We start from the raw sequence: 13,594 nt of genomic DNA on the forward strand, positions 1-13,594 counted from the left end.
TTCCCTTACATGAAACCCAGGAATGTACCTACTCCAGTAGAATTAATGAATAATAAGTGGTGCCATCACTAATAGTGATCTTATCGATAAATATCTTTACAAGAAAAATATTTATATTTTCTATTACATCACCAATAAAATAAGTTTTTTGCTCCATACCAGTATCTATTATTGCAATAGACTTTGACTCATCTGTATGTTTGAGCACGCCAACCAGTTTCAAGTCACCATAGTACAAAGGAGCATTATCAATTTCTCCAATACTATTGATTTTTTCATTCTTTTTACTGTTTTTTTCACTCTTACTAAATAGCTTTAGTTTTATAATTTCCTTTATCATTCCCTCTCTATTTTTTATTTTACTACTCTCTACGCCGTGACCTTTATATAATATAGGGATTGGCCGTTCTTCTTTACTTGATATAGCGTTAAAAAATATACTGAGATAATATAATATAAGTAATGTTAACAACACTTCAAGGATATGTTGTTTATAACTAAAAAGCATTTGGCAGGGTGTTATTACTATCCTATTTAAAAATGATAACACCCTAACCTCTCCTTTATAATGGAGAATATACAGAGAACAAGTCTATTTTAGTAACCAACAAACCTGTCATTCATTTTGTTCGATACCATATTTTTTAATATCCCAGAATCTAACCTAAGACCATATCTATTTATAGTCTTAATAATTCCGTCAGGTATTCCCGCATTTTTTAAATGTGCTCTAAACTTATGTATTAATTGATGATAATTATTATCAGAGATGCTTTTATGATTTTCATACCATACTACTTTTATGATATCTTGCTTGCGGTTAACATCATTAAACAAACACATGACCAATCTCTTTTGTTTTTCATTAATATCAATTGTTAATTTTTTAGTATGAAAATGGATCTTATTCATACAGCAATCCAGTGATATCTCTTTCTCATAATCAATCACTCCTTTACCATTGACATCAATAAATTTACTGCCAGAGACAACAGAGACTGTATCAACATACATAAATAACCCCTTGAATACATTCACTCAGTTAATAAAGGCCAATCACATACAACTTTGGTGTGATAAGAAAACAAGTGATAATTATTACTTTCGCTTAATGAATAAAACAAATTAAATTATATATTATCATTATATTTCATGTTAAGTGATAAATTTATACATATATATATGTATAAAACAAACTCACCTGATAATAATTGATCAGGATAATAATCAAATAAAATATATCAATCATGTGAATTCATTATTTAATGACAATGAAATAATACAGATTCATGATGATATCATTATTATTAAGAATGTTTACAACTCGTTTTATTCACCCAATAAAGTAACAGGTAATCACAGAGGTTAAAATACAATAAAGATGGAAAAGTTCAAGAAATAAATACCATTTAACAATATATATTCAATTTGTTTACTAAAAAACAAAATTATAACATTCATATGTATTTTATTTAAAACACCCCATCATCACTATACAGTTCGCGACCAGACTTTGATGATGATACCGCCTCATTCATATAAGCATAAATACTATTTATCGCCAAGCAGGAATGGATAATAAAAAAAAGAAGAGGGTATCTAATTTAGCAATAACTCATGAGTATCATTATTATTCCCCTTGAATTTTCGCAAAGGGAATAGGGAGGAGTTAGACCAAATGTATTACTTAAGGAATTCGACAACACCACCATTTAAGTTGTACATACTGCCGACAATTTTTACTTTCCCTTCTTGTTCTAGGTTTCTAATTATTTCGCTGTTTTTGCGTATTTCATCCATGGTGTGTTTCACATTATTCGTCGCTACAGCATCGACGTATTTCTCATTTTTACTGCTTTTCTCACCATCAAATTGGGTGGCCGCAATGGCTGGCTTGATCTTATTGAGCAGGCCAGTAAGATTGCCAAGTTCAACGTTATCAATAGCCCCTTTGATTGCACCACAAGCTGTGTGCCCCATAACTAAAATGACTTTAGCTCCCGCAGCGGCACAAGCAAACTCCAGACTACCTAATAAATCATCATTAGAGATGTTACCGGCAATTCTGGCATTGAAGGTTTCACCGATACCCGTATCCAGAATAATTTCCGCTGGCGCTCGAGAATCAATACAGCTCAAAATGACCACCGCAGGGAACTGCCCTTCTGCACTACTGCGTTTTTGTGCAAGATAATCATGTTGTTGCATTTTACCGGAAACAAACCGCTTATTGCCCTGCTTTAAACTTTCAACTATTTGATCTGGGGTTAACTTATCACGTTCTTCTTTGGTCAAAGCCGCAGCATACGATATTTGAGGTAACCCCAATCCAATCCCACCGATGACACCCGCAGCAGTGATGCCTAATGCGGCTTTTAGCATATTCCGTCGGCTATTAGGAGGGCTATCTTCTGAACAACAACCTGGTATCTTACTCATACTCTCTCCTTGAAACTATTGTTGCCATTGTTGTTACTGCTGGATTAGTGAGCAGTCAATTAAATGTAGTACATAGTGTTCGCATTACGCGACTGCCAATAGCGAAATTGCGGTATATCTGGCTATTCTCAGGGCGGTAGTCATTCAGGTTACGAGTTGCCCGCGAGAGCCTTATGGTGATCTCTCATCCATTGGGCTAACGAATCCAATGTTGGCTGCAATGTTTTGCCCAATGCCGTAATTTGATATTCAACGCGTGGAGGGACTTCGGCATAGACCTTGCGGTAGACCAAACCGCGCTGTTCGAAAGCACGTAATTGCCGGGTAAGCTCTTTTTGGGTAATGGGTGCAATGGCCCGTTGCAACTCGCCAAATCGAATTGGTACAGCAGTTACGATTAAACGATAGAGAATTGGAATAGCCCATTTCCCTGCAATAAGTTCGACAAATTGCACCATCGGACACTTCTCTTTCACAATTGAGTGGTCTGGTTCTAATTTATTTTTTGCTGTTAGCGGCTGATAGGCTGTCATTGCTTTCCTATTGCATCATTAGTATCTAATTGGTACCTACTATACTTTAGATACTTTTGTATTAAAAATGGTCTTCCACTGCTATCAATGAGAAGACTTACCATGAATCGTTTAAATGACAAATATGCACTAATTACAGGTGGAACCAGTGGTATCGGGCTGGAAACTGCTCGTCAATTTATTGCTGAGGGTGCAAGGGTGGCGATCACCGGTAGGAGCGATGCTGCCCTGCAAGCTGCACATAAGGAACTTGGAGGCCAAGTTTTGCTGTTAAACAGTGATGCCAGCGATATTGCCGATCAATATCAGCTAGCGGCAAAACTCACCCACGTTTGGCCACGCCTTGATATCGTCTATATCAACGCAGGCGATGTTACTCATCGTTCAATAGGAGAGTGGGATGAAGAAAGTTTTGAGCGAGTATTATCAACTAACCTAAAAGGCCCTTTCTTTTTGTTGCAAGCACTGTTGCCGCTGCTGGCTAATCCTGCCTCAGTGATCCTTTGTGGCTCCGCCAGTGTTCATATTGGTTTACCGCAAAGCAGCGTTTATGCCGCCAGCAAGGCAGGGTTACTTTCTCTTGCGCGCACCTTGTCTGGTGAATGGGCAAGCAGAGGAATCCGAGTCAATGGCTTGAGTCCAGGGCCGACACAAACACCAGCCCTGCAAAAACTGGGATTATCCGGCAGCGAACAAGAGCATCTGGCGGAACAAATCCGCCAACTGGTACCAATTAAAAGAATGGGAACATCTAGTGAGATTGCCCATGCTGCGGTCTTTCTCGCCTCAGATGAATCCAGTTTTGTCGTTGGAACAGAATTACGGGTAGACGGGGGTGTCAGCAGCCTTTAACTACCTTATCTAACAAGAAAATTAGTCACTTACTGGGTAGTGGTACAGGTAATTTCCCACCGATCCCTGAATTAAAACGAATTTTTTCAGATATTTTCGGTCTGGCGGCACAACAAAAGCTAGCCATTGAGACTCAACTTCATCTACTGGATGATGTCACGGCAATCTGGGATATCAATAAAAATAGTGATATCCGCTCCGTGTTATCCATTGGATAGCATCTGAGATAGAGAGCAAAATACGGGTTGGCCGAAATGGGCGCAACCCGTTCTATCGCATTAAGATATCTGCAAAAAACGATCGAGCTGCCTGCGCAGTTGGTCATTTTCTTTCTTTAACTGCTCAACCCTTTCCAGCAGGGTTAGGGTCATTGCCACACCAGACCAGTCCAGATCCAACTCATTTTGTAGCCGCTGGGCGCGTTGAAGGCAACTCAGTGCATCAGCGTCAAAAATCCAGACGGTGTCGGCAGGCTCAAGTGGCACAATCATACCCAATCCGACTACCTCGACCAATTCATCCTGCATTATTCCCGTTGACTGGCATAATTCAGTCACGGTATAGGTGATTTCTATTTCAGCCATAATCTGTTACTCCCAGCCAGTGCGAGGATTAAATGACGCCTGATCTGACAGTTGTTGCCACAGCGCGCGCATTTTCTCGTCCGGTTTTGGCGGCATCACTACCTTGAGGATCGCGTACAGATCGCCAGTTCCCTTTTTGCTAACTAGCCCTTTGCCTTTGATACGCAATCTCTGACCACTTTGGCTACCTGCCGGGACCGTTAAAGTGATTTTGCCCGTCAGTGTCGGCATCTCTACATTGGCACCTAATGCCGCTTCCCATGGGGCTAACGGCACCACTATTTGTAAATTTTGTCCATCAACATCAAACATTGGATGCGGTGCAATGCGAATAATCAGGAATAAATCGCCATTAGCTCCACCGGCAAAACCCGGTGCCCCCTGCCCTTTAAGACGGATACGCTCGCCATCCCCCACCCCAGCCGGAATTTTCACTTTTAGCGTTTTGGATGTCTCCGCCCCCGGATACCCCGAAGCATCAACAGTCGGTATTTTGTAAGAAATAGAACGCGTCTGTTCTGCCAAGGTTTCTTCTAAGAAGATGGGCAATTCCATCTCAAGATCTTGGCCGCGAACACCGCGAGGTGGTCGCTGAGAGGTGTGATGAGCTGAAGCCCCACGGTTAGCAAAGAAAGATTCAAAAAAATCAGAGAAGTCTTGGGAACCGGCCCCCGCACTGCTGTACCTTTGTTGATGACCTGAATTATAGGCGGCTTGTTGTTGGGCAAAACGAGGGTCATTCCGATGCAATCTTAACTCGTCATATTCAGCACGCCGTTCAGTATCTTTTAATACTTCATAGGCCTCGGCAACTTCTTTGAACTTACTTTCAGCATCGGCTTCCGCGCTGACATCTGGGTGATATTTGCGCGCCAGCTTGCGATAGGCTGTTTTAATATCTTTCTGGGAAGCAGTTGGTTCTACTCCCATCACGGCATAATAGTCTTTAAATTCCATGCGGCAATATCCTTAAATTCAATGTGCTATACCCAATAGATTTCAAGGTGCAGGAAGGTGGCAAAAAAGAGACAAATCGAATGTAACCCGATTTGAACAGCATTTATGCTAGCCCGCAGGGTGTGCCTCAATCATGCTAATGAACCCCGATAAGACAAATTAACGGCAAGTCAGTGAGTTGAATGCTGCTTGTAGCGGCCTCACTGAGGCAAGACCCATAAATAGGCCAAGTAACGGGACCAGCCAACACACCTGCATTCTGAAAGATGACGGGTAAGATATAAGATATCCCCATCTGACTTATATAAAACTCATTTATACATATTTCTCTCGTTACCCACCGTAAACAGTACAAAACTAACTGTAAACTATAGCGGTAATTACTTTTTTATGAGGCATAGGTTCATTATTTTCCATACTAAGCCTTACAAATCATATAACTGATCCGATGGTTTATTGGCCGCAGGCATCGCCCTTTTCTGATTGATCTGTTTGACCGAAGAACAGGCCACTAATTTCCCTTGCAGTAAGGTATTACTGAAGGGCGCATCTGGGCGTAATAAGCGCCGTTGCAGTAACTGGATGGCTTCGGCCCCCAACTCATCTCGGGGAACGTGCACCGCGGTCAGTGTGACATCATGAATGTCTGCCAGGTTAAAACCATCCATACTCATAACAGATACGTTATCAGGCACGCTCATGTTCAGTTTATTCAACGCATTAACGGCACCAAATGCCATATAGTCCCCCCCGGCTAAAATGGCCGTCGGCAGCTGGCTCTTATCTTCACAACCAGTGATAAAAGCGGTTAGCGCCTGCTCAGCCTCTTCCGCGCCAAAGCCATGCGTGGTAATCAGATGTTGGCCATCATCAAAGCGCATATTATTATTAGCGAAAGCCTCTTTTATCCCCACTAAGCGCAGTTCCATCGTGTTGCGACGTAAACATTGCAGAGTCAGAATGCGCCTATGCCCTTGCTGTATCAGGTAATTGGCAGAAAACTCACCAATCAGTTGGTGGTCTGGCGACACACTATCCAATGACATTTCTTTGTCACGGCAATTAATTAACACCGACGGCTTATGCACCCCAGCCGCTAATGTATGAATCCGCGGATCGTCGATACCAATAATGATTGCCGCTTCGGTTTGAGGATTGGTCATTTTCTCCAAAAATAGCGCAATATCACTGTGAGTTTCAGATAGCCCACAGTAGCGAATCATGACTTCATGTTGACTAACCGCCTCAGTAATCCCCTGAATAACTTTGTAGTAAAAAATATCGGTACGCACATCAAAGGCACGATGAGGGGCAAATACCATAATGTTATTTAGCATCAACCGCCCGCTGGACAAATTCTGCAATATCCCCTGCGATTGCGCATACGCCATTACCTGCTGTTTTGCTTTCGCACTGGTATTGGCTTTACCGGCTAATACTCTCGATACCGTGCTAATTGAAAGGCCAGTCTGATTAGCAATTTCTTGTATTTTTAGCTTTCCATTCATTTTGTGATCTCTCTCAAATTAGCAAATGAAAAAATTTTCATAGCCGGTGAATGGCTTATTCAGGCCACTATTCGATATAAATGCTGAAATATTATCCAGCTTATGAAAATTCTTTCAAAAAAATGCGTATTAAAGCCAATTTAAGCTAGTTACCTTGTTTTGGTAAACCAATTTTAAAAACTTATCAGTCCGGTTAATTATGATTAATTATACAAAAAACTAATATTATCAATCGATTAAATTTTACCAGACGAGCTTAATGTGAACGGAGTCACATTAAAACTCAGCATAATCTTAATAACCGAATATAGATCATACCAAAACAATAAGTTGGTCCGGTTAATTTACTACCGACTAACATCAGGAGGCTGGGATGAGTGTTGAGATTAATCAATCCGCTAAGGTTGTCGGGCGGCGAAAAATAAAATCATTACGCTGGTGGATGCTGGCGCTATTTCTACTCGGGGTCACCGTTAACTATATTACCCGTAACTCTCTGGGTATCCTCGCCCCTGAGTTAAAAACCAGCCTGAATATGACCACTGAACAATATTCATGGATTGTGGCATCTTTTCAGTTGGCTTACACCGTTTTCCAGCCACTCTGTGGTTGGCTGATTGACGTCATCGGTTTAAAAATGGGGTTCCTGATTTGCGCTAGTGTCTGGGCGGTGGTATGCATGATGCACGCTGGGGCAGGAACCTGGTTTCAATTGGCGGTGCTGCGCTTCTTTATGGGCAGTGCCGAAGCTGCGGCAACACCGGCAAATGCCAAAGCGATTTCTGACTGGTTTCCGAAAAAGGAACGCCCCATTGCCGCGGGTTGGGCAGGGGTGGGGTTCTCTATCGGTGCGATGTTAGCACCACCGATTATCGTACTGGCTCATGTCGCTCTCGGTTGGCAAGGTGCATTCTTATTCTCCGGTGCTTTAGCCATGGTTTGGGTTCTGCTGTGGTGGCGTTTTTATCATTCACCCGACACCCATCCAAATTTGAGTAAAGAAGAGTTTGAACTGATTCACCAAGACAATGAACCGGTACTCCCTCGGCTGCCTTTTCTTAAGTCATTAGCCATTCTGAGCAAAAATAAGAAATTTTACGGTATCGCTATCCCGGCATTTTTAGCGGAACCCGCATGGGCGGTATTTAGCTTCTGGGTTCCACTTTATTTGGCTACCGAGCGGGGCATGGACCTAAAACAGATTGCCATGTTCGCCTGGCTACCCTTCCTGGCGGCAGATATCGGCAGTGTTGCCAGTGGCTATTTAACCAAACTCTACCAAAAATGGTTCGGTTGCAGTCGTATCAACTCAGTAGTTGCCAGCTCCGTAACCGGTGCCTTTATGATGGTTTCACTGGCCTTTGTTGCCATCACCAAAGACCCTTATCTGGCTATTGCTTTAATCTCTATTGGTGGCTTCGGTCATCAGGTTATCTCTTGCATGCTCAGTGCATTAGTCGTTGATTCATTTGATAAAAACCAAGTAGCCACCGTTAATGGCCTGCGCGGTTCTTCCGCTTGGATTGCCAGCTTCCTGTTTACTTTATTGATTGGGGCCGTATCCGACACGATCGGTTTTAACCCGCTGTTTATTGCCATGGGCTTCTTCGATTTGATTGGTGCTGTGTTCCTGGTTGCTCTGTTTGCTGAGCGCCGCAATAAAACACAACCGGCTGCCTGATGCTATTAACCCGGTAACGGCGCAACTGCGCTGTTGCCAGAAACAAGATGAGCTGTGATGAAAACATTAAAAAACTGGCAGTTAATAAATCAATACCCTGACCATGTGGAATTACTGGTCGATGACCATCATATATTTTGTCTGTATATATTAGAGCCGAACCTCTGCCGTGTGCTGATTAAAAAGAATGGTGAGCTGGCCTTAAACCGCACCTGGAGCATTGCCCCACAAGGCGATGTGCCATGGTCTGGCCGCGATCGACTTAGCCTGGAAGGTTTCTCCATTCCAGGTTATCAATTAGAACACCATGAACAACACTTGATAGTCACCACTGAATGTTTGCGGGTCACCATTTATCAACCACTGTATCTGGCATGGGAATATAAAAATCAGCACGGCGAGTGGCAGCCACTGGCGGCGGATCGGCCCACCAGCGCTTATTTACTCAGCCCCAAAGGAGAAGCTATTGCTCACTATCAGCGGCGATATCCCAATGAGCAATATTACGGATTAGGTGAAAAAGCGGGTGATCTTAACCGTGCAGGTCGCCGCTTTGAAATGCGCAATCTAGACGCCATGGGTTACAACGCCGCCAGTACTGACCCACTCTACAAACATATCCCGTTTACCATCACTCGCCGTGATGATGTCAGCTTTGGTCTTTTTTATGACAATTTAAGCAGTTGCTGGTTAGATTTAGGGAATGAGATTGATAACTACCATCTGGCCTATCGTCGCTATCAGGCTGAAGCTGGCGATCTTGATTACTATATGTTCCTCGGCCCGAAAGTGCTGGATGTTACCAAAGCCTTTGTCCGCCTGACCGGCAAAACCAAGTTTGGCCCCAAATGGAGCCTTGGTTACAGTGGTTCGACCATGCATTACACCGATGCTCCCGATGCACAGGTGCAGTTGCAAAAATTCATTACGCTATGTCAGCAGCATGATATTCCCTGCGACTCTTTCCAGCTCTCATCTGGCTATACCTCAATCAACAATAAGCGTTATGTTTTTAACTGGAATTACGACAAAGTACCGCAGCCTAAGGTAATGAGTCAGGCTTTTCTGCAAGCGGGCATTAAGTTAGCTGCCAATATCAAACCGTGCCTATTACAAGATCACCCACAATATCAGCATGTTGCCGAACGCGGATTATTTATTCGTGATGGTGAAACCGGGTTACCAGAGCGCTCTTCATTCTGGGATGATGAAGGCTCTCACCTTGATTTCACCAATCCTGCAACCGTGGACTGGTGGCAGGAGAATGTAACCAAACAACTGCTGGAGATGGGGATCGGCTCAACCTGGAATGATAATAATGAATATGAAGTGTGGGATGGTGAAGCGCGCTGCAATGGATTCGGTAAATCTATCGCTATCAAACATATCAGACCGGTAATGCCTTTGCTGATGATGCGGGCCTCAATGGAGGCTCAACAAGCATTTGCACCAGATATACGCCCGTATTTGATATCACGTTCTGGTTGTGCCGGTATGCAACGCTACGCCCAGACCTGGAGTGGTGACAACCGGACCAGTTGGCAAACGCTGCGCTATAACATCCGCATGGGGCTGGGGATGAGCCTGTCAGGGTTATACAATCTCGGTCATGATGTCGGCGGTTTTTCGGGTGATAAACCAGAAGCAGAGCTATTTATCCGCTGGGTACAAAACGGCGTGATGCATCCACGATTTACTATTCACTCATGGAATGACGATCACACAGTAAATGAGCCCTGGATGTACCCTGCCGCCACGCCGATGATCCGTGATGCTATGGCGCTACGTTATCGGTTACTGCCCTATTTTTACACCTTACAGTGGCAGGCCACCCATGATGATGAGCCTATGTTACGCCCTACTTTCCTCGATCATGAACACGATAGCGGCACGTTTACAGAAAATGACGACTTTATGCTGGGCCGCGACTTGCTGGTTGCCAGTGTGGTAGAGGCCGGACAACGCCAGCGAGAAGTGTACTTACCTGATAATAGCCAGCCTGATAATAATGGTGGCTGGTATTGCTTCCACAGTGGCCAATGGTATGGCGGTGGGCAGATGATCACCCTTGATGCGCCACTGGAACGTTTGCCACTATTGGTCCGAGCCGGTGCAGCGCTGCCGCTGTCACGACGCATCGCTTTTGTTAATGCCAAGTTGGACTCGCAACGCGAGTTGGCACTCTACCCCACTAAAGGCGCGGGGCGATCGAGTGGAATGCTGTTTGAAGATGATGGCGAAAGCCACCGCTGGCAGCAAGGCTATGCATTATGGCTGAGTTGGCAGGTGACTACCGATAACCACCGCATTGATATCACCTTTGCGCGCACTGGCAGCTATCAACCGGCTTGGCGTGAATTATCCGTTAATCTGCCCGCGAATGAACATCGCAAATTGTATATCAACGGCATCGCCGGTAACGTCTTACAATTAAGTCAGTTAACTTAACCCACTGATAGTCAACATAGAAACGGGTTCCATGTCAGAACCCGTTTCTTTTCCATCGATAACCGGCCTGACTAGCGCAGCAGTTTTAACGCGCCAGTCAATGAGCGAACCCATTTCTCCGGCCCGACCAATCCCAAACCGTCTAGCGGCTCATCACAAAGAGAACGTAGCGGGAATGCATCGGCATAATCCTGAAAACTGTGCATTGCGCGCGCAAATGCCGGAAAAGGCACAATTGCCCGTTCATGGCTAGCCGTCAATGCTTTCAACAGCACCTCTCTCATCTGCAAAGCATTTGCTTGTAAAATAGGTACCGGTAATTTTGAGCTAACATCAATTTCTTTCCCCCCTGAATCGGACAACATTGCCCCTGCCAGTTGCGGAAATTTTGCCGCTAACCCAATACCTACCGCGCTGGTGGTATTGGCAATTAAACCAATAGGGAGTTCAGGGTTAACCATAATCGCGATCCGCATTTGCTCTGCCACAGCCACTGTCCTTTTACCGATAATGTATATCAATAATCATATCCCTCGCTGGCAGGTAAGTGCTTTCTTTTATCACCTGGATTCAGCTAATATTGGTAATACATTCCCAAATAAAATAATAATCAGGTAGAAAATGCCATCATCACTCATAACACCGGCAGATATTAAAATACTGAAACAGTTACAGCATGCTGGCCGTATGACTAACCAAGAGCTAGCCGATAAAGTGGGAATGGCAACCTCCCCCTGCTGGCGGCGGGTGAAACAATTAGAAGAAAGCGGCGTTATTACCGGCTATCAGGCCAATATCGATCGACGAAAAATTGGTTTGGGTATTTTGGCATTTATTCGGGTGAAAATTGACAGCCACAGTGAGGAAGAAGCCAAGCTATTTGAAATGCAGGTGGGGGAGTTAAAGCCGGTTATCGCTTGCTATGCTGTCGCCGGAGATGCTGACTTCCTGCTGCAAGTGGTCGCGGAAGACCTCGATAGCTTCTCCACTTTCGCCATGTCCGTCATCCGCCGATTATCGGGCATTAAAGAGATGCAAACCACCTTCGTCCTGCGCGAGGTAAAACCACTCGATCATTTGCCGCTGGAATAGATAAATACAACGGCAAAACTACTCTGTTCATAGAGCGGTGAGTTATTGGTAAAGGGAGGTCAGCTAATCCCCCTCCGGCCTATGCCACCAGCACTCTATTGCGCCCTGCCGCCTTAGCGCGGTAAAGGGCCTCATCCATACGTTTGAATAAGCTATCGGAATCCTCACCAACCTGATGCTGTGCCACACCGATACTGACAGTGAGTTGCGGTAGATTGGGTTGACACACTAACTGAACGGCCTCACGAATAGACTCCGCCACTTGTAATGCGCCAGCTAAATTGGTTGAAGGGAGCAAAATGGCAAACTCTTCGCCTCCCCAACGGAAAATCATGTCACTTTCACGAATTCGGGATTCCAGGGTTCTTGCCAGCAATATCAGGACTTCGTCACCCTTATGATGCCCGAACTGATCATTAACTTGCTTGAAATGGTCTGCATCAACCAACATCAAGCTGAAGCCTTGTGCATAACGTTGGCTTTGTGCATTAGCATGCTCGACAAGATTAAAGAATTGCCGCCGATTCCCCAAGCCGGTCAGTGGATCCCGTAAGGCCGCATCTTCTAATGCCTGTTCCAGGCGCTTTTGTTCAGTAATATCATGAATAATACAAAGCATTAGCCGCATACCATCCAACTCAACGGGGCCGGCATAAGTTTGCACATGGCGGGTATTTCCATCGGCTAATTTATGGATGAAATTAAGAGGCTTGTGCCCACCGGGCAGCTTAGCTACCTCACGCATTACGGGCAATACATCCTTACCCATGGTATTAATTTCCCAAGTATGTTTCATACACATCTCATCCCGGGAATAACCATAGAAACGGGTTGCCGCTTGATTAGCATCTACAATTTGGCCATCGTCCGATGGATCAATCAATAACATCGGGGCCGTATTGGTATCGAAAAATTGCTCATAGAAACCCCGTTCGTCGCGGCAGTAGGGCTTCGAGCACAGCCGACCGACATTGGGGCGAGTGACCTCCGCTCCGGCAATATAAAGCCCTTCGAAAACAATAACGTCTCCGTGCGGTTCCAGTTGTGTCAAAGAGAGCCGACAACTTAGGGGAAAGCTATTGCCTTCTGTTTGAATAGTCCAAATTTCAACGATTTGATCTTCATCTGCCAAAGCGGGCAGGTATGCATCCAGATGCTGCTGCGCATGTGCTGAAAACCGGCCATTGCGCAGTAACTGGAGTGGGCTATCACCTGCAATTGCTCGGGCTTCCTTATTAGCAAAAACTATTTCCTGATTTTTGGGTAAAACGAGCCAAACAGGCGTGCTCAAAATATTTAACGCATCTAAGTAGGCTATCAACATAGGGAATACCGATAGATATTTGGCATAAGAACAGAATACAGTTAATTACTTTGGTTTCATTACTTTTTAACTGCGAATAAACAAACAGATCAGAGAGAATCACTCTTCCTTCTTTTGCAGGTTATTCAGCGTAAAAACAATCACCTTCTAGCCGTAAATAGCGAGTGAATATGATC

At 44.4% G+C, this 13,594-nt stretch carries 13 protein-coding genes; 4 read left to right on the plus strand and 9 right to left on the minus strand.

Features of this window, described 5'->3' with window-relative positions; genetic code table 11:
- Positions 1-28: 28 nt before the first annotated feature.
- The 4 genes from A6J67_RS21800 to A6J67_RS21815 all read right to left on the minus strand — a co-directional run bounded on the left by A6J67_RS21800 (position 29) and on the right by A6J67_RS21815 (position 2,972).
- A complete protein-coding gene (locus A6J67_RS21800) occupies positions 29-550 on the minus strand; it encodes a type II secretion system protein N (protein WP_050297304.1) in 522 nt (173 codons plus the stop codon).
- 47 nt (positions 551-597) lie between these two features.
- Entirely contained in the window at positions 598-1,014 is a 417-nt protein-coding gene (locus A6J67_RS21805; protein ID WP_032906543.1) for a winged helix-turn-helix domain-containing protein, read from the minus strand.
- 669 nt (positions 1,015-1,683) lie between these two features.
- Positions 1,684-2,439 carry a carbonic anhydrase gene (locus A6J67_RS21810; RefSeq protein WP_032906544.1) on the minus strand — a complete coding sequence of 252 codons (756 nt, stop codon included), beginning with the start codon at positions 2,437-2,439 and terminating at the stop codon, positions 1,684-1,686.
- A 149-nt stretch (positions 2,440-2,588) separates the two neighbouring features.
- Positions 2,589-2,972, minus strand: coding sequence for a winged helix-turn-helix transcriptional regulator (locus A6J67_RS21815; RefSeq protein WP_080608430.1), 384 nt, complete (start codon positions 2,970-2,972; stop codon positions 2,589-2,591).
- Positions 2,973-3,074: 102 nt separating this feature from the next.
- Here A6J67_RS21815 and A6J67_RS21820 point away from each other — a divergent pair, with 102 nt between their 5' ends.
- Positions 3,075-3,824 (plus strand): SDR family oxidoreductase, encoded by a 750-nt coding sequence (locus A6J67_RS21820; RefSeq protein ID WP_050297303.1) that lies wholly within the window; start codon positions 3,075-3,077, stop codon positions 3,822-3,824.
- A gap of 278 nt (positions 3,825-4,102) precedes the next feature.
- Here A6J67_RS21820 and cbpM read toward each other — a convergent pair whose 3' ends face one another.
- The 3 genes from cbpM to A6J67_RS21840 all read right to left on the minus strand — a co-directional run bounded on the left by cbpM (position 4,103) and on the right by A6J67_RS21840 (position 6,873).
- Positions 4,103-4,408, minus strand: a complete 306-nt coding sequence (gene cbpM / locus A6J67_RS21830; protein ID WP_005185931.1) for a chaperone modulator CbpM — start codon at positions 4,406-4,408, stop codon at positions 4,103-4,105.
- Positions 4,409-4,414: 6 nt separating this feature from the next.
- On the minus strand, positions 4,415-5,365 hold the full coding sequence (gene cbpA / locus A6J67_RS21835; RefSeq protein WP_005185934.1) for a curved DNA-binding protein: 951 nt from the start codon (positions 5,363-5,365) through the stop codon (positions 4,415-4,417).
- A 425-nt stretch (positions 5,366-5,790) separates the two neighbouring features.
- Entirely contained in the window at positions 5,791-6,873 is a 1,083-nt protein-coding gene (locus A6J67_RS21840; protein ID WP_005185935.1) for a LacI family DNA-binding transcriptional regulator, read from the minus strand.
- 373 nt (positions 6,874-7,246) lie between these two features.
- Between A6J67_RS21840 and A6J67_RS21845 the strand changes: the two genes are divergently transcribed.
- Complete coding sequence (locus A6J67_RS21845) at positions 7,247-8,554, plus strand: MFS transporter (RefSeq protein WP_005185936.1); 1,308 nt, start codon at positions 7,247-7,249, stop codon at positions 8,552-8,554.
- A 57-nt stretch (positions 8,555-8,611) separates the two neighbouring features.
- A complete protein-coding gene (locus A6J67_RS21850; protein WP_050073604.1) occupies positions 8,612-11,002 on the plus strand; it encodes a glycoside hydrolase family 31 protein in 2,391 nt (796 codons plus the stop codon).
- A 71-nt stretch (positions 11,003-11,073) separates the two neighbouring features.
- Here the strand turns inward: A6J67_RS21850 and A6J67_RS21855 are convergent, their stop codons facing one another.
- On the minus strand, positions 11,074-11,496 hold the full coding sequence (locus A6J67_RS21855; protein WP_172668577.1) for a DUF2000 domain-containing protein: 423 nt from the start codon (positions 11,494-11,496) through the stop codon (positions 11,074-11,076).
- Positions 11,497-11,623: 127 nt separating this feature from the next.
- Here A6J67_RS21855 and A6J67_RS21860 point away from each other — a divergent pair, with 127 nt between their 5' ends.
- On the plus strand, positions 11,624-12,094 hold the full coding sequence (locus tag A6J67_RS21860; protein WP_005185944.1) for an Lrp/AsnC family transcriptional regulator: 471 nt from the start codon (positions 11,624-11,626) through the stop codon (positions 12,092-12,094).
- 79 nt (positions 12,095-12,173) lie between these two features.
- On the opposite strand, the gene A6J67_RS21865 is transcribed toward A6J67_RS21860, so the two are convergent.
- Complete coding sequence (locus tag A6J67_RS21865) at positions 12,174-13,418, minus strand: sensor domain-containing diguanylate cyclase (protein ID WP_050297302.1); 1,245 nt, start codon at positions 13,416-13,418, stop codon at positions 12,174-12,176.
- Between the last annotated feature and the right edge of the window lie 176 nt (positions 13,419-13,594).

The sequence above is a fragment of the Yersinia sp. FDAARGOS_228 genome, assembly GCF_002073315.2.
In the GTDB taxonomy this organism is placed as follows: Bacteria; Pseudomonadota; Gammaproteobacteria; order Enterobacterales; family Enterobacteriaceae; genus Yersinia; species Yersinia intermedia.

What these genes read in the sequence shown, in the direction of transcription:
- A6J67_RS21805 (WP_032906543.1), bottom strand. Translation starts at nt 1,014, where the DNA reads ATGTATGTTGATACAGTCTCTGTTGTCTCTGGCAGTAAATTTATTGAT.
- A6J67_RS21810 (WP_032906544.1), bottom strand. Translation starts at nt 2,439, where the DNA reads ATGAGTAAGATACCAGGTTGTTGTTCAGAAGATAGCCCTCCTAATAGC.
- A6J67_RS21815 (WP_080608430.1), bottom strand. Translation starts at nt 2,972, where the DNA reads ATGACAGCCTATCAGCCGCTAACAGCAAAAAATAAATTAGAACCAGAC.
- A6J67_RS21820 (WP_050297303.1), top strand. Translation starts at nt 3,075, where the DNA reads ATGAATCGTTTAAATGACAAATATGCACTAATTACAGGTGGAACCAGT.
- cbpM (WP_005185931.1), bottom strand. Translation starts at nt 4,408, where the DNA reads ATGGCTGAAATAGAAATCACCTATACCGTGACTGAATTATGCCAGTCA.
- cbpA (WP_005185934.1), bottom strand. Translation starts at nt 5,365, where the DNA reads ATGGAATTTAAAGACTATTATGCCGTGATGGGAGTAGAACCAACTGCT.
- A6J67_RS21840 (WP_005185935.1), bottom strand. Translation starts at nt 6,873, where the DNA reads ATGAATGGAAAGCTAAAAATACAAGAAATTGCTAATCAGACTGGCCTT.
- A6J67_RS21845 (WP_005185936.1), top strand. Translation starts at nt 7,247, where the DNA reads ATGAGTGTTGAGATTAATCAATCCGCTAAGGTTGTCGGGCGGCGAAAA.
- A6J67_RS21850 (WP_050073604.1), top strand. Translation starts at nt 8,612, where the DNA reads ATGAAAACATTAAAAAACTGGCAGTTAATAAATCAATACCCTGACCAT.
- A6J67_RS21860 (WP_005185944.1), top strand. Translation starts at nt 11,624, where the DNA reads ATGCCATCATCACTCATAACACCGGCAGATATTAAAATACTGAAACAG.
- A6J67_RS21865 (WP_050297302.1), bottom strand. Translation starts at nt 13,418, where the DNA reads ATGTTGATAGCCTACTTAGATGCGTTAAATATTTTGAGCACGCCTGTT.